Source organism: Brevibacillus choshinensis, assembly GCF_016811915.1.
GTDB classification, from domain to species: Bacteria; Bacillota; Bacilli; order Brevibacillales; family Brevibacillaceae; genus Brevibacillus; species Brevibacillus choshinensis_A.
This window is the reverse complement of sequence record NZ_CP069127.1, coordinates 3,221,616-3,247,229: the sequence shown is the minus strand read 5'-3', so window position 1 is coordinate 3,247,229 and position 25,614 is coordinate 3,221,616. Positions and strand designations below refer to the sequence as shown.

General features: G+C 47.0%; 23 protein-coding genes and 1 pseudogene. 22 read left to right on the top strand and 2 right to left on the bottom strand.

Going from position 1 to position 25,614, the window contains the following annotated elements:
* Positions 1–3 precede the first annotated feature (3 nt).
* The 18 genes from JNE38_RS16345 (at position 4) to JNE38_RS16260 (ending at position 17,822) form a co-directional block, all read left to right on the top strand.
* Positions 4–1,311: an aminotransferase class III-fold pyridoxal phosphate-dependent enzyme gene (locus JNE38_RS16345; RefSeq protein ID WP_238933344.1), complete on the top strand. Its 1,308-nt coding sequence runs from the start codon at positions 4–6 to the stop codon at positions 1,309–1,311.
* A gap of 23 nt (positions 1,312–1,334) precedes the next feature.
* Positions 1,335–2,150: an ABC transporter substrate-binding protein gene (locus JNE38_RS16340; RefSeq protein ID WP_203254731.1), complete on the top strand. Its 816-nt coding sequence runs from the start codon at positions 1,335–1,337 to the stop codon at positions 2,148–2,150.
* A gap of 12 nt (positions 2,151–2,162) precedes the next feature.
* Positions 2,163–2,819, top strand: coding sequence for an amino acid ABC transporter permease (locus JNE38_RS16335; protein WP_203254730.1), 657 nt, complete (start codon positions 2,163–2,165; stop codon positions 2,817–2,819).
* Positions 2,820–2,831: 12 nt separating this feature from the next.
* Positions 2,832–3,593 (top strand): amino acid ABC transporter ATP-binding protein, encoded by a 762-nt coding sequence (locus tag JNE38_RS16330; protein WP_275296578.1) that lies wholly within the window; start codon positions 2,832–2,834, stop codon positions 3,591–3,593.
* Positions 3,594–3,620: 27 nt separating this feature from the next.
* Positions 3,621–5,075: an aldehyde dehydrogenase family protein gene (locus JNE38_RS16325; protein WP_203254729.1), complete on the top strand. Its 1,455-nt coding sequence runs from the start codon at positions 3,621–3,623 to the stop codon at positions 5,073–5,075.
* Between the two features lie 11 nt (positions 5,076–5,086).
* Positions 5,087–6,391 carry an NAD(P)/FAD-dependent oxidoreductase gene (locus tag JNE38_RS16320; RefSeq protein WP_203254728.1) on the top strand — a complete coding sequence of 435 codons (1,305 nt, stop codon included), beginning with the start codon at positions 5,087–5,089 and terminating at the stop codon, positions 6,389–6,391.
* On the top strand, positions 6,384–6,659 hold the full coding sequence (locus tag JNE38_RS16315) for a (2Fe-2S)-binding protein (protein ID WP_203254727.1): 276 nt from the start codon (positions 6,384–6,386) through the stop codon (positions 6,657–6,659). Before JNE38_RS16320 ends, JNE38_RS16315 begins: the two co-directional genes overlap by 8 nt.
* A complete protein-coding gene (locus tag JNE38_RS16310) occupies positions 6,656–6,964 on the top strand; it encodes a (2Fe-2S)-binding protein (protein ID WP_203254726.1) in 309 nt (102 codons plus the stop codon). Before JNE38_RS16315 ends, JNE38_RS16310 begins: the two co-directional genes overlap by 4 nt.
* Entirely contained in the window at positions 6,954–8,195 is a 1,242-nt protein-coding gene (locus JNE38_RS16305; protein WP_203254725.1) for an NAD(P)/FAD-dependent oxidoreductase, read from the top strand. The genes JNE38_RS16310 and JNE38_RS16305 overlap by 11 nt, the downstream gene beginning before the upstream one ends.
* A 22-nt stretch (positions 8,196–8,217) precedes the next feature.
* Entirely contained in the window at positions 8,218–9,708 is a 1,491-nt protein-coding gene (locus JNE38_RS16300; RefSeq protein WP_203254724.1) for a M81 family metallopeptidase, read from the top strand.
* Positions 9,709–9,725: 17 nt separating this feature from the next.
* A complete protein-coding gene (locus JNE38_RS16295; protein ID WP_203254723.1) occupies positions 9,726–10,193 on the top strand; it encodes a GNAT family N-acetyltransferase in 468 nt (155 codons plus the stop codon).
* A 69-nt stretch (positions 10,194–10,262) separates the two neighbouring features.
* Positions 10,263–11,213 (top strand): nickel ABC transporter permease, encoded by a 951-nt coding sequence (nikB, locus tag JNE38_RS16290; RefSeq protein WP_203254722.1) that lies wholly within the window; start codon positions 10,263–10,265, stop codon positions 11,211–11,213.
* Between the two features lie 6 nt (positions 11,214–11,219).
* Positions 11,220–12,107: an ABC transporter permease gene (locus JNE38_RS16285; protein WP_203254721.1), complete on the top strand. Its 888-nt coding sequence runs from the start codon at positions 11,220–11,222 to the stop codon at positions 12,105–12,107.
* Between the two features lie 31 nt (positions 12,108–12,138).
* A complete protein-coding gene (locus JNE38_RS16280; RefSeq protein WP_203254720.1) occupies positions 12,139–13,137 on the top strand; it encodes an ABC transporter ATP-binding protein in 999 nt (332 codons plus the stop codon).
* Complete coding sequence (locus tag JNE38_RS16275; protein WP_203254719.1) at positions 13,138–14,106, top strand: ABC transporter ATP-binding protein; 969 nt, start codon at positions 13,138–13,140, stop codon at positions 14,104–14,106.
* 14 nt (positions 14,107–14,120) lie between these two features.
* A complete protein-coding gene (locus JNE38_RS16270; protein ID WP_203254718.1) occupies positions 14,121–15,743 on the top strand; it encodes an ABC transporter substrate-binding protein in 1,623 nt (540 codons plus the stop codon).
* 27 nt (positions 15,744–15,770) lie between these two features.
* Entirely contained in the window at positions 15,771–16,925 is a 1,155-nt protein-coding gene (locus JNE38_RS16265; protein WP_203254717.1) for an iron-containing alcohol dehydrogenase, read from the top strand.
* 39 nt (positions 16,926–16,964) lie between these two features.
* On the top strand, positions 16,965–17,822 hold the full coding sequence (locus JNE38_RS16260) for a creatininase family protein (RefSeq protein ID WP_203254716.1): 858 nt from the start codon (positions 16,965–16,967) through the stop codon (positions 17,820–17,822).
* A 146-nt stretch (positions 17,823–17,968) separates the two neighbouring features.
* On the opposite strand, the gene JNE38_RS16255 is transcribed toward JNE38_RS16260, so the two are convergent.
* The gene (locus tag JNE38_RS16255; RefSeq protein WP_203254715.1) at positions 17,969–18,187 is read right to left on the bottom strand and encodes a hypothetical protein; all 219 of its coding nucleotides are present in this window, start codon (positions 18,185–18,187) and stop codon (positions 17,969–17,971) included.
* 1,836 nt (positions 18,188–20,023) lie between these two features.
* On the opposite strand from JNE38_RS16255, the gene JNE38_RS16250 reads away from it, so the two are divergent.
* The 4 genes and pseudogenes from JNE38_RS16250 to JNE38_RS16235 all read left to right on the top strand — a co-directional run bounded on the left by JNE38_RS16250 (position 20,024) and on the right by JNE38_RS16235 (position 24,913).
* Positions 20,024–20,239: a WYL domain-containing protein gene (locus JNE38_RS16250; RefSeq protein ID WP_203254714.1), complete on the top strand. Its 216-nt coding sequence runs from the start codon at positions 20,024–20,026 to the stop codon at positions 20,237–20,239.
* Between the two features lie 844 nt (positions 20,240–21,083).
* Positions 21,084–22,823 carry an FG-GAP-like repeat-containing protein gene (locus JNE38_RS16245; RefSeq protein ID WP_203254713.1) on the top strand — a complete coding sequence of 580 codons (1,740 nt, stop codon included), beginning with the start codon at positions 21,084–21,086 and terminating at the stop codon, positions 22,821–22,823.
* Between the two features lie 817 nt (positions 22,824–23,640).
* Positions 23,641–23,901, top strand: a pseudogene (locus JNE38_RS16240) (DUF1259 domain-containing protein); the annotation flags it as partial.
* A gap of 454 nt (positions 23,902–24,355) precedes the next feature.
* Positions 24,356–24,913, top strand: a complete 558-nt coding sequence (locus JNE38_RS16235) for a DUF1541 domain-containing protein (protein WP_203254712.1) — start codon at positions 24,356–24,358, stop codon at positions 24,911–24,913.
* 199 nt (positions 24,914–25,112) lie between these two features.
* On the opposite strand, the gene JNE38_RS16230 is transcribed toward JNE38_RS16235, so the two are convergent.
* On the bottom strand, positions 25,113–25,556 hold the full coding sequence (locus tag JNE38_RS16230; RefSeq protein WP_203254711.1) for a cell wall hydrolase: 444 nt from the start codon (positions 25,554–25,556) through the stop codon (positions 25,113–25,115).
* Positions 25,557–25,614 lie beyond the last annotated feature (58 nt).

The window sequence follows — 25,614 nt, the reverse complement described above, 5'->3', positions numbered from 1 at the left end:
ACCATGACGAACAGCACAAAAAGTATGAGCGAGCTTCAACAAAAAGCACTTCGCCACCTGTCGCCGGTAATGACGCGGGTTACGAACCTCGTGGTTAAGAACGCGCACGGGGCAAAATTTTGGACAGTCGATGATGTGGAGTATATCGATTTTGTTTCCGGGGTAGCAGTCAATGCACTGGGACACACGCATCCGGAAGTGGTCAAGGCTATTCAAGATCAGGCAAGTTCTCTGATCCATCTCGGGCTGAATTACGGTTACTATGAAAGCGTTGTCAATTTGGCGGAAAAGCTTGCAGAGATTACACCAGGTGATCTGGATACCGTCTTCTTCAGCAATTCGGGGGCTGAGGCGATTGATGGTGCCATCAAATTGGCCAGAGCGGCTACAGGCCGGCCGGCACTCATTGCCTTTGAAGGCTCATTTCACGGCCGAACGATTGGAGCCACGACACTGACAGCTTCCAGCGCCAAGTACAAAAAGCACTATGAACCACTCATGGGTGGTGTCTACCACATTCCCTATCCATATGCGCTTCAGCTGGGTAAGGGCATGAGTGAACAAGAAGCGGCTGCCTATTCGCTTGATCGATTGCAAAAGTTATTCGAGCTTCAAGTGGATCCTGCTCAGGTAGCAGCGATCATTATAGAACCCTTTATGGGAGAGGGTGGTTATGTACCCGCACCAGCTGCTTTTCTGCATCAATTGCGCAGAATCACGGAGAAACATGGGATTTTGCTCGTTTTTGATGAAGTTCAAACAGGATTTGGCCGAACAGGAAAGATGTTTGCTGCAGAACACGCCGAGGTGACGCCGGACATTCTGGTCCTGGCCAAAGCGCTATCCGCCGGTATGCCTCTCGGAGCGATCGTTGCCAATAGGGAGCTGCACGAAAAATGGCCGGTAGCCGGACATGGATCGACGTTTGGAGGTAACCCAATCTCTTGTGCGGCAGCACTTGCGAGTATTCATGTCATTGAACGAGAACAGCTCGTTGAAAGATCGGCTGCGCTAGGCAATCAAATTGTAGAGCGGCTAAAGCAAGAGATTGGCCATCTTACCTCAGTCGCCCAGATTCGCGGCACAGGGCTGATGATCGGGGTTGAATTCCAAGATGAAAATGGAAATCCCGGAACCAAGCTTGTTGCAGCAATTCGTGAAGAGGCGCTGAAAAACAAGCTGTTGGTCACAAGCTGCGGAGTATACGGGCAAACGATACGTCTCATGCTGCCGCTGAATATTGCGGAAGAGGACCTGGATAAAGGCTTAACCATTTTGGAAACAGCGATTGTAAAAGCAGCTACCGTATAAAACCATTAGGGGGACGATATCTGATGAACAAAAAGAGAATGATTGTCGGGTTGGTATTTGCCCTTTTTACACTGCTTCTGTCTGCTTGCGGCGGCAAGGAAACAGGCACCACTGAAGCATCGAAGTCGAGTGAAGCTGAAACCGCAGGAGCACTGGGGAAGATCAAGTCCTCTGGAACGATCAATATCGGCATTGAAGGGGCGTACCCTCCGTTTAATTTCTACAACGACAAAAACGAGCTGGAAGGCTTTGATGTGGATATTACGAATGAGCTTGCCAAACGCATGGGAGTAAAGCCTAACTATATTGCAACTCCCTGGGATAGCATCATTGCCGGACTGCTCTCGAAAAAGTACGATATCATTCTCTCCAGCATGGCGATAACAGAGGAGCGGAAAAAGAAAGTAGATTTTACGGATCCTTACTATCATACGGGCGCTCAGCTCTTCATTCCGGAATCTTCCGCCATCGCCAGTTCGACAGATATTAAAGGAAGAAAAATCGGCACTGCCATGGGGACAACCTTTGAGAAGAAAGCAAATGAGCTGGGTGCCGAGCTGGTTACCTACAAAAATGACATGCTGAGCTTTCAAGACATGGCGAACGGCCGGGTAGAAGGGGTAATTACAGACCGTGGGGTAGGCGCCCGGATCATTAAAGAAAAGAACTATCCATTCAAGCCGATTGGTGATCCATTACTCAAGGATGCTGCGGGCATCGCCTTGAACAAGAATGAGGAAGCACTGAGAGTAGAACTGAACAAGCATTTAGAAGCAATGCTTAGTGATGGCACCTACGAACAAATAAGTAAAAAATGGTTTGATCAAGACATTCGGTAAGGGAGAGTTGTCATGCTAGATTTCACACTCGTATCTGACTTCATACCCTTCCTGCTGCAGGCAGCTCTGGTGACATTAGAATTGTCAATTGTATCTATCATACTTGGGCTGCTGCTCGGATTAATCGCTGCTCTGATGAAAATATCCAAAGTAAAGCCACTCGTCTGGATAGCCGATTTTTATATCTGGGTCATTCGCGGCACACCTATGCTGGTACAGCTGTTCCTCGTGTATTTTGGTCTCCCGCAAGTGGGGATTGAACTGGGACCTTTTACTGCGGGCGTGATTGCCTTGGGAATTAACTCAGGTGCCTATATTGCCGAGATCTACCGCGGTGGAATGCTTTCCATTCCCAAAGGGCAGACAGAGGCGGCGCAGTCTTTAGGCATGGGTTACGCGACGATTATGAAGCGAATCATCTTGCCGCAGGCCATTCGGGTAAGCATCCCGGCCCTTGGCAATCAAGCCATCAGTATGCTGAAAGACTCTTCGCTTGCGTCTCTTGTGACCGTTTCTGAGCTGATGATGGTCTCCCAGCGCTTTGCTGCGACCAACTACGCGTTTATCGAGTTTTACATTACGGCTGCCCTGCTGTATTTGTTTTTGACGACCATTTTTTCTTTCATTCTCAAGAAGATTGAATATCGCCTTTCTGTAAGCGATCACTAGGAGGAATAGAGTATGGAGGTGGCAGCGATGAAAACAGAAACGGCAGAGCCAATTATTAAAATCCATAACTTGCATAAAAGCTTCGGAGATTTGGAAGTGTTGAAAGGCGTTGACATCACCATTCACAAAGGCGAAGTGGTCTCGTTGATTGGCGCTAGTGGATCGGGGAAGAGTACGTTGCTTCGTTGTCTGAACCGCTTGGAGACGATCACAGCTGGGAAGATCATCATAGACAACATCGTACTGGATGAATCAGTCAAACACATCAATCAAATCAGGCGAGAAGTTGGAATGGTTTTTCAGCAGTTTAATCTTTTCCCGCATATGACTGTTTTGGAAAATGTCATGGAAGCGCCCATTCAAGTGCTTCACAGAAAAAAAGAGGATGTCAAAAAAGAGGCACTCGTCCTACTGGAAAAAGTGGGCTTGCTAGAGAAGCAGAATGTCTATCCCAAAAAGCTTTCCGGAGGTCAGCAGCAAAGGGTGGCAATCGCCAGGGCGCTAGCGATGAATCCGAAAATCATGCTGTTTGATGAACCGACTTCTGCGCTTGATCCGGAATTGGTCGGAGAGGTCCTGAATGTCATGAAGCAACTGGCCAATGAAGGGATGACCATGGTTGTCGTTACCCACGAAATGGGTTTTGCCCGCGATGTCGCTGATCGGGTGATTTATATGCACAACGGGATGATTGAGGAGCAGGGTGATCCCAAAGTGGTTCTCTCCAATCCCAAAAGCGAAAGATTAAAAGGGTTCTTACGGCTTGTTAATTAAGGCGACGGGAAAGGCAAGGTGCGAAAAATGGCAGACGTACAGTTGGCGACGAATTTTATTGATGGCGTTTGGAAGTCCGCCGATAACGCTGAGAGCTTTACAAGTAGAAACCCGGCGACTGGAGAAATGGTCGGGACGTGTGTCATGTCCAAAGAGCTGGATGTGACACAAGCCGTACAGGCTGCAAACGAAGCGTACCAGGCATGGAAAAAAAGGCCTGTTCCAGAGCGTGCAGACTATTTGTGGAAGGTAGCAGAAATATTGCTGCAACGAAAAGAACATATCGCAAAAATGATGACGCTGGAAATGGGAAAGGTGTATGCGGAATCGCTAGGTGAAGTAGACGCGACGATCGCTTCCTGCAAATACATGGCAGGAGAAGGGAGAAGAATGTTCGGTGAAACCATCCCGACCGGCTCCCAGGATCGTATGGCTATGACAGTACGGGAACCGTTAGGTGTGGTAGCTTGCATCACTCCGTGGAACTTTCCTATCGCGCTGGCAGCCTATAAGATTTTTGCTGCGCTTGTAGCCGGAAATACAATCGTCTGGAAGCCGGCGTCAGATGTTGCTTTATCAGCAAAGCTGTTTACGGAAATATTTGAATCCGCGGGCTTGCCTGATGGCGTACTGAATCTCATCCTCGGCACCGGCAGCAAAGTGGGAAACGCGCTGGCCCAGCACAAGGATGTAAAAGTAATCGCATTTACCGGTTCAACGGAAGTAGGCATCCATCTGGCGGAAATCGGCGCTCGTACGCTGAAGCGAATCTCGCTTGAACTTGGCGGGAAAAACGCCGTAATTGTTATGGAAGACGCCGATTTGGATCAGGCAGCTGCAGGCATCGTGAAAGCGGCATTTACGACAACCGGTCAGCGCTGTACAGCAGCCAGTCGGGTAATTGTCGTGGAATCGGTTCGTGAGGAATTGGAACAACGGATCGTCGCACTGACTGAAAAGCTAAAAGTAGGTAACGGCTTGGAAACAGGCATCGACATCGGTCCCCTAGCAAATGCTTCGCAGTTAAAAACAGTAGAGACCTATGTAGAGATTGCCAAACAAGAAGGCGGTCGCTTGTTGACAGGCGGTTTTGCTTTGAAGGAAGCCGCTTATCAAGGAGGCTTCTATTATGCACCTACTGTGGTTACGAATGTCAGAAGAGACCATCGCATTGCACGAGAAGAAATCTTCGGTCCCGTACTGGCAATCATTTCGGTTGAGCATTTTGAGGAAGCGATCGAGGTAAATAACGATACGGAATACGGACTGTCCACATCGATTTATACGAATAGCCTGCACTATGCCAATCGGGCTTCGCGAGAATTGGAAGCCGGGCTTGTTTACATCAATAATGGAACTTCGAATGCCGAAACGGGGATGGCATTTGGAGGCGTGAAAATGTCCGGAAACGGTCATCGTGAAGTGTCTCATCACGCTTTTGATTGCATGACCGAATGGAAAACGATTTATACCAATTTTTGAGGAGTTTTCCAATGGATAAAAACGTTGACCGCTTAACGCTGCTCTCTTTGAATGTAGAAACGACGACAACTGAAACAGCGTATAAAATGAACCAGGTATACCATACGTTGCATGACTATATCTTTGGAGCATTGGATCGTACAAGCAGATCTTCGCGTGCTCACAGGGTGTTGATCGTGGGCGGTGGTCTGGTCGGCATCATGACCGCATTCTTCCTTTATCAGGAAGGCTACCAAGTGACCGTGGTAGAAAGCAAATCTTTTGGTGCTGCTGCTTCTGGCAGAAATGGCGGTGGGGTGCTCGCTCTCGGGCGTGAATTGGAGGAGGTTCCCTTTGTCAGGGTTTCCATGGACTTATGGGAGCAGTTATCAGAGGTTGGGATCGATACTCGGTTCATCCGCTCGGGACATGCAATGGTGGCAATGAATGATGTGGAAGTGGAAAAGCTGGGCAAAGCGCATGAATTATACCGAATCGCCGGATTGGAGACCATGTTCCTTGAACCGGACCAGGTAATCAAATTGCTCCCGGATATCCATCCGCAAAACAGAGGAGCGTTGTTCAGCCCGATCGATGGCCAGAGTTACCCATTTACGACCATTGCAAGCATGATCGAATGGCTGACACAGCGCGGTGTGAAGTTTATCAGCCACTGTGAAGTAAAGGATTTTACCGTGAGGGGCGGGATGATTACCGCCGCGCAAACCGAACACGGGGGACTCACTGCAGACACGTTCATCCTCTGTACGGGGCCTTGGACGCAATTTGCGGGAAAACTTCTTCAGCTTCATCTGCCGATCATTCCGCGCAGATCGCAAATCATGGTAACGGAAATTCTGGAGCAGAGACGAATGGATCCATTCGTATCGGGAAACGGACTCTATTTACGACAGACGCATACCGGCAATATTTTGTACGGCGGCGGCGGTCCTTGGGAAGTGACGAGCTTTGATGTAACGAACACGGCAAAAGCAATCAAGCTGCTGTCTACCAGGTTTGTCGAGCTGTTTCCTGAATACCATACGAAGCACCTGATCCGCTCATTTGCCGGAACGGTGGAGATCACACCCGATCACTTTCCGCTGTTCGGAGCGATTACAGAGTATACCAATCTGTATGTTTCCGGAGGGTATAACGGACACGGTTACGGCATGTCGGCAGTTATGGGAAAGCTGCTTTCCAGGATGATTGCCGCAGAGCATGCCGACAAGGAAATCCCGCTGCGGATCAGAGAATTGATTGGCCATTTTTCTCCGTCTCGTTTCGCATCTGGGCAAACGACAGACTCAAAACATGGGGTGAACCGTTATGGATAGAGCCGACTACCTGATTTGCCGATGTGAAGAGGTCAGCCGCCATGAGATTGATGCAGCGATCAGGCAAGGTGTCCGTACATCACAGGAGATTAAGATGAAGACCAGAGCCGGAATGGGAACCTGTCAGGGGCGAGTATGCCGGAGTCTGCTAGAGGCATTCGTGAGTGAAGAATACAGCAAAATAGTCGAGCATCCGAGTTCGCTCACCATCCATCATCCTGTGCGTCCCATCCATATCGGACAGCTAGTTGAGAGGGATCAGTCATGAGAGTCATTTCGCACCCTGTCTTTACACCGAATAAAGTAGAAGAAGTATCGTTTACGTATGCAGGCAGACCGTATACGGGACATAAAGGAGAAAGCATCGCCGCCGCCCTTTTGGCCAATGGGGTTCGCACTTTGCGGCATTCCGAAAAAAGCGGAGAAGCACGCGGACTTTACTGCGGCATCGGCCATTGCTACGAATGCCGAATTCATTTGGCCGGCGCGGGTGAAATTCGCGCCTGCATCACACCTGTCGATGAGGGAATGATTCTAACACCAAAGAGAGGGGGGACAGGCTGTGAAAGTTGATGTTGCTGTAATCGGTGGAGGTCCGGCAGGCTTAACTGCCGCTAAAGAAATTGCTTCACGCGGCGGTTCTGTCGTCGTCGTAGATGAGAACAGCACATTCGGCGGCAAACTGTTGGGTCAGCTGCACGAGGAACCGGAAGGAAATCACTGGTGGAAGGGTGGAGAAATCGCGGCGAAGCTGGTCGGGGAGGCAAAAGCTGCGGGTGTAACACTCATGCCGCAAACACAAGTATGGGGATTGGAAGCAGGCTGGAATGTTTTTATTGCCGATATTTGCAACCGTAATCTCCCGTGTCGAAATATTCAGGCAAGAGCTGTCTTGCTTGCTACCGGGGCGGTCGAAAAACCGCTGGCAATGCCTGGCTGGACCCTGCCTGGGGTGATGACGGTTGGAGCCGCTCAGGTTTTGACGAATGTGTACCGAGTGAAGCCAGGGAAACGGGTTGTCATAGCGGGAGTTGATGTTTTGTCATTGACGATCGCCCGTGCCCTGAAGCTGGCAGGTGTAGAGATAGCAGGAATTGTTCTGCCTGGACAAAGCGATTTTACGGAAGGACGATCCAACCCTGTGGGCGTCCTGAACCAGCTGCAAACCATGGCCCATCTCGCTCCCAATCCAATGCTGCGGGCGGGCGGGGCTTTTCTCAGCAGCAGGTTTGGCATTCAGCTTGCCGCACGCTTTTATCCCAACAACGGACTGAAGGTGTGGGGAATCCCGCTCCAACTGAAAAAAGCGCTTGTCGCTATTCACGGTGAAGGGCAGGTAACTCACGCTGAGATTGCCTCGATTGATTCTACCGGTAAGATCATTTCCGGGACATCGACTGCTGTTCCCGTTGATGCCGTATGCCTATCAGGCGGGTTGACCCCGCTTGGAGAATTGGCAGCAACGGCAGGGTGCAAATTTGTTCGCATCGATGGATTAAGCGGGGCTGTTCCCCTGCATAGCCGTACGATGGAAACAACCGTGAGAAACTTATACGTTGCGGGGAATGTCACGGGCGTTGAAGGAGCCAAGATTGCCATGGAACAGGGGAGAGTCGCTGGAAAAAGCATTTGTAGACAGCTGGGGATCGGACAGGTCGGCGAGCAGGATGTGCAGATTGCTATACGTAAGGTGGAGGAGACGCGAGAGAAGAGCGACATCCAGTTTCACATGAATATTAAGGAAGCAAGGACCCAGCTGCAAAAGCTTTGGGAGCAAAATCAGCATCTGCATGCTTCCTACTAATGGCAGAAAAAGAGGAGATTACATGAGCAAACTACGTATCGGGATCGCTTTTTTTTATCATGAATCACATTCGTTCAGCCCGGTCAAAACTTCCATTCAGGATTTCTATAACGAAGGCTTCTATAAAGACAAAGCCATCATTACGGCATATAAAGGCACAAAAACAGAAGTAGGCGGTTTTATTGACATACTGGAGGAAAAGAACGCTGAAATCGTACCGCTGGTTACGGCAGCGGCTATTCCATCTGGCATCGTAACAGAGGCAGCCTATCTAGAAATCAAACGGGAAATGCTTAAATCAATCGAACAGGCAGGTGCTTTGGACGGGCTCTTGCTTGCTTTGCACGGTGCAATGGTAGTGGAAGGAGAGTCTGATCCGGAATGTGACTTGCTTTGCCACATCCGGCAGCTTGTCGGAGACACGCTGCCGATCGCTACTACACTCGACATGCATGCCAATGTGAGCGAACGAATGATTGCGCAAACACCACTGCACTTTGGGTTTAAAACATATCCGCATATCGATATGTACGAGCAGGGAGAGCGGGCGGCTCATGCCTTGCTGAAACAAGTGGAAACAAATGAACGGTATTTTGTTTCTTTCGTGAAATTGCCGATGATGCCGCCAAGCATCAATATGCGGACAGCGGAAGGGCCAATGCACGACTTGGTAGAATCAGCGATCCGCTGGGAGAGTGAGGAAGGGATTGTCAGTGCTTCGGTCATGGGAGGGTTTCCCTATTCAGATATTCCCGAAGTGGGTGCAAGCATCATCGTGGTAGCTACGGATCAATCAAGAGGAGATCGTGCAGCCAGCTCGCTTGCCGAAGAGTTTTGGCTGAATCGAGACAGATTTATTATGGATTTGCCTGGCGTCACAGAGGGAGTATCGCAGGCGCTCTCCTTGAAATCCGAAAAGCCAGTGGCAATTGCCGATATCTCGGACAATCCGCTTAGCGGTGGAAGTGGTGACACAACCGCGCTGCTCAGAGAAATGATCAACCGCAATCTCACTGATGCCCTATTTGGCGGTTTGTACGACCCTGAATCGCTTTCAAGCAGCGTAGAAGCAGGGGAAGGGGCGACCGTATCGCTAGCTCTCGGCGGCAAATGTTCACCGGAGTTCGGAGAGCCGGTTCAAGTGGTAGCCAAGGTCATAAAGCTTTCTGATGGTAAATTTATCAATAAGGGCCCCATGAATACCGGCCTCATGGTGGATATGAAGGGAGCAGCACACATCCAGGTAGGCGAACTAGATATTTTACTTACGGGAAGAGCACTCTCGGCCAATGATCCTGAAATGTTCCGGCATATTGGATTGGAGCCGACTAAGAAGCGAATTCTGGGCCTAAAAGTGAAGAATCACTTTCGCGCAGCGTTCGATCCATTGGTCAGTCAGATCATCTATATCGATGGTCCGGGAGTCGCATCCAATCAACTGAAAAGTTTTTCCTATGCCCATATTCCGCGCCCGATTTGGCCGCTTGATGATGTGCAAACCTGGCGTAAATAAGGAGGAGCAAGAGAAGGATGAATGACAATCTGTACTTGGAGATCCCTGATTCTTTGACGCCGGAGAAAATCAAGATGATGTGTGCGCTGGAAGCAGACGCATTCCCTGAGGATGGGGCAATTGACGAAGTACTGCTTGTCCCGGTAACGAGAAACGGGCGGCTCATCTGGCTGCGTGAAGCAGGAGACGAACGTCCCGTCGCAGTCTGCGAATTGTTGCGGGATTATAAAGAGCCAGACATGGCTTATATTTTTGGCTATTATGTACGCTCCGACAAACAGGGCAAAGGTTACGGGAGGATATTTTTTGATTACCTGTTTGAGATGATGAAGCAGGACGGCTTTACCAAGTCGTGTCTTACCGTGAAGCCAAGCAATACAGCTGCTGTCAAATTGTATGAGAAACTTGGATTTCGTATGGAGGAGACTCGAGTAGCGGAATACGGCGAAGGCTCAGATCGGTACTATATGGTGAAATATTTCTAGGTTTTGGACTCTCACTTTTACGCGAATGAGTAAGATTTCTTTATTAGAAAGGAGGACTACGAATCGATTATGGCAACCTTTATCGCAAAACGTGTATTTTCAATGATTCCGGTATTGCTGGTTGTGTCCGTGGTTGTCTTTCTTCTGGTTCACCTGGTACCCGGTGATCCGGCAGCCGTCATGCTTGGGTCGGAAGCGACTCCTCAACAGCTGGCTGAACTGCAGGAAGAGCTGGGGTTGAATAAGCCTCTGCAGGAACAGTTCTTCAACTGGTTTGTTCATATGCTGTCCGGCGATTTAGGCAATTCCTTGGTTTCGAACAAAGAAGTTACCACTCTGATTATCGAGAGGCTGCCGGCTACCATGGCGCTCATCCTCTACGCCCTGTTGATATCAGTCGTCATTGCAATTCCATTAGGGATTATCTCTGCGGTACGACATAACACGCGCTGGGATTACACCGCTATGCTGATAGCATTAATAGGCGTTTCGATTCCTAATTTTTGGGCGGGACTACTGCTGATCATGGCCTTTTCTTTACATTTGGGGTGGTTTCCTTCAACAGGATATGTAGAGATTACGAAAAACATTTGGAGCCACTTTGAACATCTTGCACTGCCCGCTTTTGCCCTCGGTTTTTTACAAGCAGGGATTGTGACCCGTATGACGCGCTCCAGTATGCTGGAAGTCCTGAAGCAGGATTATATCCGTACGATCCGCGCCAAGGGCGGGACGGAAAAGGTGGTAATCCTAAAGCATGCACTAAAAAACTCAATGATACCCATCATTACCATTATTGGGATTAACTTTGGGTTGCTCCTGGGAGGGACGGTCGTCGTTGAGACGATTTTCAGTATACCAGGCATTGGTCAGCTTTTGGTCCAATCTGTTTTTAACCGGGATTATCCGGTGATCCAGGGAGTAATCCTGTGCGTGGCAGTGATCTATGTTCTGATCAGTCTAGTCGTTGACCTGCTTTATGCTTACTTTGATCCAAAAATTGACTACAACGAGGGGTGAGAATCGGTGGAAATCGTACATAATCCAGTAAAAACGACGAAAACAAGTCGATTTAGAGATCATATCAGGACAACTTGGCGAGCGTTTTCCCGCAGAAGGACAGCCGTCCTGGGACTGGCAATCGTGAGCGTTGTTGTTCTGATCGCAGCCTTGGCTCCGCTTCTCACACCTTTTGACCCTGTAGAGGACGTGGATTACGGAAATCGGATCGCCTCTCCTTCGTCCACGAATTTGTTTGGAACAGACGAATTTGGCAGGGATATTTTTAGCCGTGTGCTAATGGGAGCACAAGTCTCCATTGCGATCTCAGCTGCATCAGTGACGATTTCAGCGGCTATTGGAATTATCGTTGGACTGGTATCAGGCTATTACGGAAAAGTGATCGACAACGTGCTGATGCGATTGGTAGACGGACTGATGTCCTTTCCCCCAATCCTGTTTGCCATCGCGCTTATGGCCGCACTGGGTAACAACACAGGCAACATTATTGTCGCACTGGCAGTGGTGTACGCCCCTTTGTTTGCGCGACTCGTGCGTGGTACGGTTTTGTCCGTTAAGAAGCGGGAATACGTGGATGCGATTAGAGTGATGGGTGGTTCCCACATTCGGATCCTATTGAAACACATCTTGCCAAACTGCCTGTCGCCCTTGCTGATACAGATGACTACCTATTTTGCGTATGCCATTTTAGCTGAAGCGTCGCTCAGTTTTATCGGTCTGGGGGTGCCGCAGCCAGAGCCAAGTTGGGGAAACATTCTGTACGATGGCAGACAGTACATGCTTGAAGCACCTTGGATCACGATCTTCCCCGGAATGGCCATCGCCATTACGGTGTTAGGACTGAATCTGTTCGGTGACGGTTTGAGAGATTACCTAGATCCTCGCATGAAATGAGAGTAGATCCACACAGAGGTGATGATTGGGAATGAGCAAACGATTGTTGGATGTAAAAGGATTAACGGTGCAGTTTGACAGCCCGGTCGGCCCAATCGAAGTTGTCAGCGACGTTCATTTTCACGTCAACAGGGGCGAGACGGTAGGGTTGGTAGGAGAAAGCGGATGCGGAAAGAGTGTAAGCTCCCTGGCGATCATGGGGCTGATCCCGTCGCCGCCGGCAAAGAAAATCGGGGGAGAAATCTGGTTTCAAGACAAAAACCTTCTGGCCGAATCCCGAGACCATCTAAGATCCATTAGAGGAAACAAGATTTCGATGATTTTCCAAGATCCGATGAGTTCGCTTGACCCAGCCTTTACAGTTGGCAGCCAAATTGATGAAGCGATGCAATTTCATCAAAAAGTTCAATCCAATGAGGCTAAGGATCGCTCCATTGAATTATTGCGTTTGGTGGGAATCTCCAACCCTGAGCTTCGCTATCACGAATACCCTCATCAATTGTCAGGAGGAATGCGGCAGAGAGTCATGATTGCGATGGCGCTGGCATGCAATCCCCAGTTGATCATCGCGGACGAACCGACAACCGCCTTGGACGTGACTGTTCAGGCACAGATATTGGACCTGCTGAACGACTTGCGGCAATCCTTTGAGACCGCAATCATTATGATCACACATGATTTGGGGGTGGTTGCCGAGACGTGTGATCGGGTCTTGGTCATGTACGCAGGGCAAATCGTGGAAGAAGCTCCTACTGAGGTATTATTCGACAGGACTGCTCATCCCTACACGGAGGGTCTTTTGAAATCCATTCCCAAAGTGAGCGGTGCCAAGGTCAAGCTATATTCCATCCCCGGAAGCGTTCCTAACCAAAGCGATATGCCGAAAGGATGCAGATTTCATCCGCGATGCTCCTATGCCACTTCCCGCTGTCAGGAGCAGGATCCACCAATAGAAGAGCTTACGCCCGGCCATCGAGTCAAGTGCTGGCATAGTGATCAAATTTTACGCAGAAACAGAGGTGGCGTATAGATGACGGCGATTCCGTTGCTAGAGCTTACTGATCTGAAAAAATATTACCCAATTCGGCAGGGGCTGCTCCGTAAACAGAAGGGGTACGTAAAAGCCGTGGATGGGGTCAGTTTTAACCTGTTTCCTGGTGAAACTTTCGGCCTTGTTGGAGAGAGCGGCTGCGGTAAAAGTACACTTGGACGCGTGATTGTTCAACTGATGGAAGCGACTGCTGGAGAGATTCGGTTTGGTCAAAAGAATGTAGCTTCGATGAGTGCGAAAGAAAAACAGGCATTCAGACGGCAGGTCCAGATGATATTCCAGGATCCTTTTTCGTCCCTCAATCCACGTCAGAAAATTGGGGATATTCTGGAAGAACCGTACAGTATCCACTCGAAGCACAGCAAACAGGAACGAGAGGAAAAAGCGGCTGCTTTGCTGCGAAGAGTAGGGCTGGATCCGCTGCACGCTGAGCGTTACCCGCATCAGTTCAGTGGGGGACAGCGCCAGCGAATTGGGATTGCAAGAGCACTAGCGTTGAATCCGCAATTAATCGTATGCGATGAACCGGTATCAGCACTGGATGTATCGATCCAATCGCAGATCATTAATCTGCTGGAAGAGCTGCAAGAGGAATCCGGAGTTTCGCTCCTCTTTATTGCACATGACCTTAGTGTGGTCAAGCATATCAGTCACCGGATCGCTGTGATGTATCTGGGAAGCATCGTGGAGATGGCCACTGCGGAGGAATTGTTTCTCAATCCGCAGCACCCATATACTCGTACGCTTCTTTCCTCTATTCCAGCTGAGCATCCACGACTAAAGCGGGAACGCATCACCTTAGTGGGGGAAATACCCAATCCTGCAAATCCGCCGATCGGATGTAAATTTCACACCCGTTGCCCTTATGTTGAGGATATCTGCAAACGGGATGTCCCGGTTTTGAAGGAAATTAGCGGTCACGCGGTAGCATGCCACTTGATCAAATAACAAGGAGGGTTCTTATGGGAAAGATGAAGCATTTTCGAGTGGTCATTCTGTCTGCTTTGGTATTGCTGCTGGCTTGGGTTACGGCCGGATGCGGAGGTAACGCATCGTCAAATAACTTGGCGGGGCAAAACTCGGAAAAACCCGCTGACACGCAAGCAAACTCTGGAACGCCAAAAACAGGCGGGACGCTTATTGTTGGAACCAGCGCTGATCTGACAAAGCTGGATTTGCATTCATCCACTGTATTGTCCGATCGCATTCCTTTGCTGCACGTACAGGAAATGCTTGTCACCATTGATGAAAAAATGAATATCATCCCACTGCTTGCAGAAAAGTGGGAGACGAGCCAAGACGGCAAAACTGTCACCTTCCCGCTTCGCAAAGGCGTGACTTTCCACAACGGAAAAGAAATGAAATCAGAAGACGTGAAATACTCCATCGAGCGGTTCATGAAAGTCGCAGCTCGCAAGGGAGAATTCTCGATGGTAGAGTCGATCGAGAGCAAGGATGATTTCACAGTCGTCTTTCATCTGAAAGAACCTTCAGGCGTGTTCCTGGCATCCCTTGCCAATCCGTATAATCCTGCCGTCATTATGCCGAAGGGAATTGCGGAGGAACAAAATGACAACATTGTCACTCCCATCGGGACAGGACCCTTCCAATTTGTCAAATGGGAACAGGGAAAACAGCTGGTCCTAAAACGATTTGACAAATATATGCCTGCTGCTGGTGAGACCAGCGGTTTCGGTGGGGCAAAAAAGCCATACGTGGATGAAGTCGTCTTTAAACCGATCTCTGAAGCTAGTGTTCGCCTCACCGCACTCGAGACAGGCGAAATTGACCTAGCGACTGACATTCTCCCGAAGGATGTGAAAAGGTTATCAACCAGCAAGGACTTAGTGTTATCTCAAGAAACCTCCATGAATTGGGGTTATCTATTCTTTGGATTTAAAAAGCCGCCATTTGACAATCTCAAGATGAGGCAGGCAGTGGCGTATGCCATCAATAAAAAAGAGATTGTCGATGTTGCTACATGGGGTCTGGGCAAAGTGGCCAGTTCACCTGTTTATCCCGAGACGGAATGGTATTCGGACGCGCATGCTGCAGATTACCAGCAGGATTTGGAAAAAGCGAAACAGTTGTTAAAGGAAGCAGGGTATAACGGTGAAAAAATTACCATCTCGACGGCCAAAGCTTATGATCATCACCAAAAAGCAGCCTTGACCATTCAAAGCCAGTTAAAAAAGATTGGAATGAATGTAGATGTAGAAGTACTGGAGTGGGCTTCCTTCATTTCCGAGCGTGCGAATGCTGGGGACTACCAATTGGCCGTCAGCCATATCACGCCTCGTCCTGATCCGAATCAAATCTACTACGCATACACACACAGCAAATCCAACTTTAACGGCTACCATAATCCGAGGATGGATGAACTGTTGGAAAAAGGATTGACGACGGTCGATCAGAAACAGCGCAAGGAGATTTACAACGATGTACAAAAATTGCTGCGTGAAGATCTGTCGTTTATGTCTACCTACTACTATCCAGTTATCGAAGCGCATCAGGCCTACCTGAAGGGCTATATCCCATGGAGCGCAGGCTACCCGCGGTTGTGGAACGTATGGTTGGATAAGTAAACGCGAGAATCATGACAGGGGGATTGGATGCGAGACCATCAGGAGTTCTTCTTGGGCACACGCCTTATTTTTGGACCTGGATGTGTGGAAAAAATGGGGGACGAAATCAGGAAACAGGGAAGCAAGGATATCTTGATCGTAACCGATGCGGGAATCGTCAAATCAGGAGTATTCGATGCAGTGCGGCAAGTTTTGGATGCTAGTCGTATAGGCTATGAAGTATATGACCAAGTAGAGCCAAATCCAGATGTCTGGCACGTTGATAGATCCTATCTTCTGATGCATAATCGAACATTTGATTTGATTATTGCAATTGGAGGCGGAAGTGTTATCGATACCGCAAAGGCTCTTGCCTTGCTTCTGACAAATAAGGGATTCATCAGAGACTATGAAGGAAGAGGAATCTTCAAAAATGATGCAATCCCGCTATTCGCGGTTCCGACAACAGTGGGGACGGGAAGCGAAGTAACAAGAGCCTGTGTGATCAGCGATCATGAAAGGCATCGTAAAATGATTGTAGGAGGCCCGTCACTTGCCCCGAAAGTTACATTTCTCGATGCAAATCTTGTCACCAAGCTGCCCAGCCATCTCGTCGCAGCAACAGGAATAGATGCATTGACCCATGCGATAGAAGGTTTTGTTTCCAAAAACGCGAACCCCATTACGGATGCGCTGAATCTGTATGCAATCCACTTGATCTCCTCTTCCATTCGTCCTGCCGTTGCGGACAGCAGCAATTTGGAAGCAATCAACGGGATGTTAATGGCTAGCACCATAACGGGGATCGGCGCCGGTAATGCATCATTGGGCATTGTGCACGCGATATCACATGTGATCGGAGGACATTACGAGGTTTCTCATGGGATGGTAAACGGGATCCTTTTGCCGCATGCCATCAAATGGAATTGGATCGCCAATCCCATGAAATTTGCAACCATTCATGATGGATTAGCCATGAACCCTATTCAAAGATCAACAGAGGAAAAGGCAAAAGGAACAGCAGAAACGGTACGCTCCCTTTTACAGGACATCAATCTGCCGCAGAGCTTACGTGAAGTTGGGGTAGATCATTCGAAATTGGATGAAATGGCAGAACAGGCATCTAAGGACGGATATTTACTCTTCAATCCTCGCCGGCTTTCAAAAGATAACATCAAAACGATTTTACAATCAGCCATGTAAAGCAAAGTACAAATGTTCCTCAAGAAAGGGAGTATGAAGATGAAAAAGTACCTTTTTGCCGAAATGACTTGGCCTGAAATCCAGCAGGTGATTCGTGAGGGACGTGTAGCTGTGGTTCCTGTAGCAATGATTGAAGAACACGGTCACCACCTGCCTGTTGATACAGATTTGGTATTGGCCAATGAAGTATGCGTTCGCGCTGCCAAAAAGATTCCGTCTGAAATGGTTGTCATCCCACCTATCAACCACGGCTATGCACCTCATCAAATGGACTTCCCTGGAGTCATTTCGATTAGCTCGCAAACATTCATTAGCTACGTCACGGATGTTTGTAGAAGCCTTGCCCATCAAGGTTTTAAAAAAATTCTATTGCTCAACGGTCACGGTAGTAACGTATCCTTGCTTCAGGTAGTGGCACGCCAAACGATTTTGGAATATCCAGATGTGATGTGCGCCTCTATATCCCATTGGGACACGCAGCCCGTAATTGAATTGGCTGAAGAAATTCGGGAATCGGAGAATCCAGGAGGTATGAATCATGCTTGCGAACTCGAGACTTCCATGTATCTGGCTATAAGGGAAGAACTCGTACAGATGGACAAAGCGGTTCGCGACATGGATAAATTTAAAACATCCAAGTATTTCTGGCTGGATTTGGTTGGCAAAGGCGAAGGCAGACCGGTTATCATGATGCCGTACTGGAGCTCTATTTCCGAAACGGGAACGTTGGGGGATCCAACGGTTGCGACGAAGGAAAAAGGGGAAAGACTTCTCGAAGCTGCTGTTGAGGGGCTAGTTGAGTTTATCCGAATATTTAGGGAACGGCCGCATCATACACGAGTGATTCATCATGATAGAGAGTGGAACATGATGAAGAAGCAAAGCGAATTTCAATAATAAAGAGTCTTAAACAACGCTCCCCTGAGATTTTATTGACGGGAGCGTTTTTGCATAAATAGGTAAATTAGGAGCGCTTCGGCTGCCAAGCGACCGTCTGGAGTCTGTTGTTTCCCGACTAATCTTTTTAGTCCTGCACCTGCATCCTACATGAAATAATCGAACAACCAAAGGATAAGTCCAAGAAGTACGGCCCCGATGAGATACTTCATCCAAACAGGCTTTTTCTTTGGTTGCTCCTGAGTTTGTCCGTCCTCCTGAGGGTCCCCTTTTTTCAAAAACATTGGTATTTGAGAAGCAGCAATAGCAGCTATGCCTGCAAATATCCAAAAACGCATGGTTTTCTTTGCTTCATCTTTTCCCATGAGATTCAACCTCCTATCTCTTTGCAGTATGTCCAAATTTGGTAGGAGTACATGTGAAGAAAGGACATTAATGCTCTGCTTTAGCTCGACAATCCGTACCAACCTCATCGCACACCTAGGTGTACCAGCGATGGCTCCAGCTCTTCAGATATCCCAAAGCGGGACTTGGAAGTGGAACAATAAATAACCCGTTACAATTGCTGAAGCTAAATACCCCCAGTAAGGACGATCGTGATGTAGTTTTAGAACACAAAAAGTAATGAGATTGAACCAGATTGACCACCAAATAGACCAACCATTCGAGTAAAGGATAGCCCCAGTGTGTAAAGCAACTACCTCAAGTACAACGTAAAGAGCAACGTATTTTATGATGTGAACAATTTGATTTCGTATTTTCTTTGGTTAGTTGGATAAAAAAGTGATGACTGTAGCTGGGAAAGCGATTAAGCAATATAAGAAAACAGTGAGTTCGGGGCTTAGATACGCACTGTAGCTGTACCTCCACAAGAAGTAATCCTGATCAATGGCAAGTAAATAGTAGACCAAGTTTGCAAACGACATAAAGAGCATTGTGGGATGGTACTTTTTCCAATTCTTTAAGTCTGCCCACTTCCAAGCTGCAAAAAGGGACCAGAGATAAATGGTTATATGAAACATCCAGGGCTCATCTCAAGATTGTGATAATCTTATTAATCCCCAAACAATACTTGTGAGAAGGGAAGTGAACGTGACAGAATAGGATACTTTCCGTTTGCCGAACTTGTATTCCGTGAAAAAAAAACGTGAATCCAATCGAATAGTCGCTGAAACGCTTTTAGAGGGACGGGACCTTAGTTTCATATCATTTATGAAAGCAATGCATCAACATGAAAAAGAACGTAATGAAAAATTGGACCGATTAATTCAAGTAATCGAGAGTCAGGGAAAAGACAAGAAAATGGATCGAGCAATCGAGCAAATGGAGAAGCAAATAAATAGTAATTAGCGCCTGATACCAAGATTTGGGGGGGCGTCAGATTCACACCTAATATGGTCGTGTTCTGGCGTAAATTACACGCAAATAAATGAAACGAGATATGGAAGTACATACTAATTCAAAGGGTAGAATTTTTGTAAGGGAGCAGGGGACATTATGTTATTTTGCATTGGATCGATCCTTGTATTTTTCTTTCTCTGCCTGATTGTCCCCAGGCGCCTTACTTGGATAGAAATATTGTCAACTACTTGGTTTGGTTTGTACTTTGAAGCAATGGTAAATGTGTATCTTGATTTAAAATATGACCTTTACGGTTATTTTAACAAGGGAGTTGACATCATTACACTTATCCCACTACTAGGCATTTACCCACTCTTAAATTACCTAGTACTTACTCTTTATCCATCGGGCAAAGGTTTCATCAAGATCGCTTCTTATTTACTAGCGTGGGATTGCTTTTCTGTCTTGTATGAACTTGTATCCATACAGAATGGCATTTTTTATTACAATGGATGGAAGTGGTGGTATTCAGCCCTTGCTTACCCCCCGATATTATTAATTGTGTGGAGCCATCTTAAATTTGTTAGATGGGTGATAGCAAAATCAACTGAAAGTAAGCTATAAAGGCAATGACCTCATCGCGTATGGATGAGGTTTTTATATTGTCCTGCGTACCATCCATTCATCTCAAGAGGCCGTATTCCCTTACCTGATGAGCGGCTTACCATCATTCATCTGCCTTAATTCTGTAGTGACAAGTATTTTTATTCGCATGAAAAAGGAGCGAAATAATTCGTGTTGAATGTTCTTGTTTTGTTCGCATATAATACGAACAAAGGTTCTACGCGGAGGCGAACGACTTGATAAAGGAACAAAATAGAGCAACATCACAGCATCAGCATAACCAGATCTTTGATTTCGGCGGTGACGGTCATGCAACACAGCGCATCCTGCACCCGTTAGAGATGGTGGGTGACAGCTTGAAAGCGTATAGCCTCACAAGTAAGGAACAAAGGTTTTTTGTAATCGACAACATCCTGGCAATCCAGCTGTTGGTGATCCGGAATGTTGTCTGATATCGAGAGAAAAGTTTTACGGGTTATCGCGAATTACTCTGCTGGACGCAGACGTACACCCAGAATCGATGAGCTGTGCATCAAGACGGGCCGGAATAGGGGAGGTATCATGAGAGTGTTAGAAGTTCTTGCAAAAGAGGAGTATATCGAGTGGCAACGCTCAAATCCTGATCAGATCGCACTGTTGGAAGCGTGGGAAAGAAAGGGGGGATCATGGCAAGCAAGATAGCAAACCTATTCGCAGAATGCCGATGGTGTTGCCAAAACAATGGGTCCTGCATCTAAGTGCTAACTCAGGATGGAAATGAACTAGAATAACCTGAAAATCAACTGGTTGAAGAAATATAAAGATAGAGATTAGGAGCTTTGTGGGTCTGCTCTATGTCTGCTGACAAGGTTCACGAATGGATATTAGAAGGAAAATAACCCTTCATCAAAGAACTCGAGATAACAAGCCCCATCTCTACATTTTGAAGAGGCGGGGTTATTCATTATGCCGTCAACGGAATGCTCCGTCCAATTTTTAACACATCATAGACAATTGCGTATGATGTAGACGTAATTTATTTTACTTCTGAGTTGTTGTTCCGTGTGAAGCATTTCGATCGAGGGAAGGGCCTTTTCAGGAATAAGCCATTTTCTTATCCCCCGAAAGGATGACAGAAATCTTACCGCCTCACAAGTGCTGGTGATGATCCTCAAATCGGAGATCACGAAATTCAATGGCTTGGTAAGGTAATCATATCCGGTTAAAGCCTCGAGTAGAGACTCTCTGTATTAAAGCAGTACATGCACCTTAGAAGAAGACGCGAGCGGAATTCTCTTAAGGAAGGGTGAATCTCGATTGGCATGCCCCTTTTTTCAAACCGCGGTCGAATATTTGACAGGGGGTACAGCCCCAGCCAGCATAACCTCCGCAGATCTAAATGGAGACGATTTTATCGACTTAGCAGTGGTTGATATCGTTTCCGGTGATGTTTCCATTCTGATCAACAATGGTTCAGGAGAGTTTTCTGTCTTACAGACTATCTCATTCGGCATTCTGTTTCCTGGGGTTTTACTCGGGCAAATCGCGGCAGCTGATTTAAACGGGGATGGTCATATTGATCTGGCTGTGACAGACCAGACCTCCAATAACCGCGTATTTATTCTACTGAATAATGGAGACGGTACCTTTGCCGCACCGGTAGCTTACAGTACTGGAGCGTTTCCTGCGGTTTTTCAATCCTACTCGATTGCGATCGGTGACTATGATGGCATGAACGGTCCTGATCTAGCAATAGCAAACATAGGTCACATTACAGGAAACAGCTTCGTTACTGTCTTGTTGAACAATGGATCAGGTGTATTTGCGATGGCGCCAGGAAGTCCTTTTGCCACTACGCCTGGTTTAGCCCCTTTTGATATTGTCACAGCTGATTTTACTGGAGATGGCATCCTTGATCTGGCCACTGCTAATCGAGACACCGATGATATAACTGTATTTAAAGGGAATGGGGATGGTACATTTCAAACTCCTGGAGTGAGTTTCTCTTTGCTTCCTGGGGGATTAGACCCCATTAGTCTTGTGGCGGCAGACTTCGATGGTAATGGGTCCATTGATCTTGCGGCAGGAAATGTCGCTACGAGTAATATAAGTGTTTTCCTAAACAATGGATTAGGTTCGTTTACGCAAGCGCCTGGAAGTCCCTTTTCTGCGGGTACCGACGCTATTGAGTTTGACATTACAGCGGCTGACTTTAATTGTGATGGAGTTATCGATCTGGCTGTATCCGATACAGGTACGAATAACGTCTCTGTTCTTCTAAACGACGGCTCGGGCGGTTTCTCGGCACCTTTTGAGTTCCCAACAGGTGCAGGTCCGATCAGCATTACAGCAGCTGATTTTAATGGAGACGGAAGGATTGACATCGCAACTGCAAACGAGGATTCAGACGATGTTTCCGTTTTGTTGAATGGATGTGTGCAACCACCGACTTGCCCTCCTGACATAATAGTCCCATGCCCCATCGTAAACTATCCAACCCCTGTAGCCTCCTGCCCCGGAGTCACCGTAACCTGTTCTCCGCCTTCCGGTTCACTTTTTCCAGTAGGAGAGACCGAAGTTACGTGTACAGCAACAGATATCTTTGGGAATACCGAAACATGTTCATTTACCGTAACGGTGGTAGACCTTCCTCCCGCCATTCAGTGTCCTGATGACATCTCAGTGTCGATTACACCAGGGCAAACGTTTGCTACGATTACGTTTCAAACCACGGCCACTGATCAATGTGGTGTCACCTCCATCACATGCCATGGGATGACGCAGACATTTTCTCCTCCAGCTCCGCTTGCTGTTGCAAGTTTTACAATGGACTTCCCTCTGGGAACGACCATTGTCGGCTGCACGGCGACGGATCAGTCTGGAAATACAGCTTCATGTACGTTTACTGTTACCGTTTCTTTAGCTGTCACCAATAATGTCATGCCTCAAGTGATTCGCGTAAAAAAGGTATACGATTGGGTAGTCGTTCAAACCAAGACGAGAATTACTTTGGATTTCAATAACACGGATCGTAAAGGTAATCAATTTGAGGAATGACTCCTTTTTAGGAGTGGTCTAGAATTGCAATTGCAAATGGAATCAAGTCCGATTTTTCCAACGGATGGGAAAGGTCGGTTTTTTTCCGGGAAGCGATTCACTCATTTTACGTTAATATGATATCAGCTTCCCAAGAAAGCCGCCTCAGAATGAAATGAGGCGTGATTTTTGCTTCTATGTTTTGTTAGTAGGAATAAGGTGTTGATTGTAAAATGGTATATATATCCAATTCAACTGTTTATGTTTATAAATAAAAAGTTTACTGCAAGGGTTGATATGAGAGCGTTTTATCTTTTTTCGATGTTAGTTATAAGTGGGTGTAGTTCTGAAGTAAACAGCCAGTATAAAGAACAAATCAAGGTCTTAGTTCATGAAGAAGATTTAGTAGATTTTCAGAGCAGTTCAGCAGCCATCAGCCAAAAAAGAAATCGAAGAAATTTTTAATGCTTTCCTCCCGACAATTCGAATATATGGCGAAATTCAAGAATTTGATCCGTATAAATCAAAGAATCTTATCGGTAAAGTTCAAACATTTCCTATTAGTGGTAAAATATACATTTAAATAACGATTCTTCCACTTAGGAGCTGAATCGATGACACCCCAACAACAAGCAACTATACAATCTATGATCAACTGGCTGGAGGACGAACACGAACTCGGCCATAAGCCAGCAAAATCGAAATTGCCGGTGAATTTGAATACTTTGTATGTGTAAGCATCCAGTGTAGTAAATAGGATGCAGCGAATGTTTTGGGTCAGTTAGCAAAGAAAAACATAGAAACGTAAAACTATGTTTCCGAATGTAATTACTCCTAACTGACGGTACCGATGATGTTCTCATTTGAATCGATGGATTAAAATGGGAATGCGCTTTGCTTGGAAGAAACCGTAATTCTTCCAGAAGAAATTAACCCATTCATTTCTGTTCTTCGACATTACGATATACTGGTTACTGCACTTCACAATCACTGGCTTTTTAACAATCCTGGCATCATGTTTATACACTTTGAATCCATTGACGAGCCCGTCCAATTTGCCTATAAAGTTCGTCACGCCCTTTCAGTCCTGAGACAGTAACTTTTGACCCTTTATGGGTTTTTTTATGATCAGGTATTTACATTGCCTCGTTGCTAAGGTTTTTCTACTAGTCAGCGTGTTGATTTTCATAATATAACTTACGGGCAGATTAACGAAAAAAAGGCGGCAGCCTAGGACATATTTTTGGTCCCTGTCTGCCGCCATTTTTCTAAGCGCTTTTACTTAATCGAACGTGAAGGGCGTCCTAAAATTGTTACAGGAAAATTTCTTACTTTCATTAAGGTGCATACACCATTTATGATTTGGGGTTGAATTCCCAATACGTCTGTCGATTATAAAACTTTGTATTATGTAAAGGATTCAACAAAACACACGTTACGATTAACAAAAGAGCAAATAACTTTTTTCTTCACATCTTCTCCATACTGACCCTTTAAGATAGAGCTACAGCAAAATACGTACACAATAACGTGAAAGAGGAGTGTCAGTGACGATGAAAAAACGATTAGTTTTCATTAGTGTTTCTATTTTTCTTGCTTTAACTGCATGTGGAAATAATGCAAGCCAAGAAAGCCCTTCAAATAACCAGCAAGGCTCTCATCAAGGTCATTCAGGCATGACTCATGCCAGTACTGGTGAAATCCCTGCAGGGTTGAAGGCGGCGCAGAATCCGACCTATAAAGTCGGCAGTCAGGCCATCATTCTGAACGACCACATGGAAGGCATGAAGGGAGCAACAGCGACAATCGTGGGAGCTTATGACACGACCGTATATGCCATTTCCTATACACCGACAACGGGCGGAGACAGAGTAACCAATCATAAATGGGTGATCCACGAAGAAATTCAAAATGCGGGGGCGGAGCCGTATAAGCCAGGGACGGACGTCGTAGTAGTAGGGGATCACATGCCAGGGATGAAAGGAGCGACGGCAACCATTGAATCAACCGAACGAACAACGATCTATATGGTTGATTACACGCCGACAACGGGGGGAGAACCAGTAAAAAATCATCAATGGGTAACAGAGAGCGAGCTTTCAGCGAAATAAAAGCGATTGGATCAATTTTTCGAATGCGTGGAATTATTTTGTCTAAATCCGGATGAGTTGAGTTAAGGGTCCTACCTTCCTCTGAATCTCATTGCAGGATCTCGCCCACCACCTCTGCGTGGGCGAGATTGCAGTGAATTTTGACATGGCCGTCCGGATGGAATTCTATCTTTATTTGTGGGCAGTACTGTCCATGAAACTAATAAACATTATAGACGTTTTCACACTCTTGCCCGGTCGGCTCATAAAAACAGTGAAGCTTGTATCGTCCCACGTGCGGCTGATTATACCACGTCGGTGGACATGCCTGGGGGGCTTCGGCCGTTCCCGGGCGAAAATACCAGAGAGAGTATTTGGCCGGCCAATACCGCTCCCCATTTACAACACGTCGCGCCAGACGCCGTTCTTTGTCTCTCGCCCTTTGGTAGTACATGCCATGCTGCAGAGCTTCAAACGCATGCGGTTGGTTGATCATTTGGGGAATTGTCCGGAGTCCTTTAAAATCAGAGCAATTCGCTCTTATTCGGTTAACTCCAACATTCCCAACAAGGAGCATACCCATTTCGCCTTCGCCCTCAGCTTCGGCGCGAAGCAACCTTGCCAACATGTCAATATCACTGTTCCTGGCTCTTACGACTGCCATCAGATCACCTCTTTACTGTTCTAGGCACATCATATTACAGATGAATCGGATATGTTAC

Excerpts from the sequence above, each read along its gene's own strand:
- JNE38_RS16345 (WP_238933344.1), top strand. The coding sequence starts at position 4 with ATGACGAACAGCACAAAAAGTATGAGCGAGCTTCAACAAAAAGCACTT.
- JNE38_RS16340 (WP_203254731.1), top strand. The coding sequence starts at position 1,335 with ATGAACAAAAAGAGAATGATTGTCGGGTTGGTATTTGCCCTTTTTACA.
- JNE38_RS16335 (WP_203254730.1), top strand. The coding sequence starts at position 2,163 with ATGCTAGATTTCACACTCGTATCTGACTTCATACCCTTCCTGCTGCAG.
- JNE38_RS16330 (WP_275296578.1), top strand. The coding sequence starts at position 2,832 with ATGGAGGTGGCAGCGATGAAAACAGAAACGGCAGAGCCAATTATTAAA.
- JNE38_RS16325 (WP_203254729.1), top strand. The coding sequence starts at position 3,621 with ATGGCAGACGTACAGTTGGCGACGAATTTTATTGATGGCGTTTGGAAG.
- JNE38_RS16320 (WP_203254728.1), top strand. The coding sequence starts at position 5,087 with ATGGATAAAAACGTTGACCGCTTAACGCTGCTCTCTTTGAATGTAGAA.
- JNE38_RS16315 (WP_203254727.1), top strand. The coding sequence starts at position 6,384 with ATGGATAGAGCCGACTACCTGATTTGCCGATGTGAAGAGGTCAGCCGC.
- JNE38_RS16310 (WP_203254726.1), top strand. The coding sequence starts at position 6,656 with ATGAGAGTCATTTCGCACCCTGTCTTTACACCGAATAAAGTAGAAGAA.
- JNE38_RS16300 (WP_203254724.1), top strand. The coding sequence starts at position 8,218 with ATGAGCAAACTACGTATCGGGATCGCTTTTTTTTATCATGAATCACAT.
- JNE38_RS16295 (WP_203254723.1), top strand. The coding sequence starts at position 9,726 with ATGAATGACAATCTGTACTTGGAGATCCCTGATTCTTTGACGCCGGAG.
- nikB (WP_203254722.1), top strand. The coding sequence starts at position 10,263 with ATGGCAACCTTTATCGCAAAACGTGTATTTTCAATGATTCCGGTATTG.
- JNE38_RS16280 (WP_203254720.1), top strand. The coding sequence starts at position 12,139 with ATGAGCAAACGATTGTTGGATGTAAAAGGATTAACGGTGCAGTTTGAC.
- JNE38_RS16275 (WP_203254719.1), top strand. The coding sequence starts at position 13,138 with ATGACGGCGATTCCGTTGCTAGAGCTTACTGATCTGAAAAAATATTAC.
- JNE38_RS16270 (WP_203254718.1), top strand. The coding sequence starts at position 14,121 with ATGGGAAAGATGAAGCATTTTCGAGTGGTCATTCTGTCTGCTTTGGTA.
- JNE38_RS16265 (WP_203254717.1), top strand. The coding sequence starts at position 15,771 with ATGCGAGACCATCAGGAGTTCTTCTTGGGCACACGCCTTATTTTTGGA.
- JNE38_RS16260 (WP_203254716.1), top strand. The coding sequence starts at position 16,965 with ATGAAAAAGTACCTTTTTGCCGAAATGACTTGGCCTGAAATCCAGCAG.
- JNE38_RS16255 (WP_203254715.1), bottom strand. The coding sequence starts at position 18,187 with ATGGGAAAAGATGAAGCAAAGAAAACCATGCGTTTTTGGATATTTGCA.
- JNE38_RS16235 (WP_203254712.1), top strand. The coding sequence starts at position 24,356 with ATGAAAAAACGATTAGTTTTCATTAGTGTTTCTATTTTTCTTGCTTTA.
- JNE38_RS16230 (WP_203254711.1), bottom strand. The coding sequence starts at position 25,556 with ATGGCAGTCGTAAGAGCCAGGAACAGTGATATTGACATGTTGGCAAGG.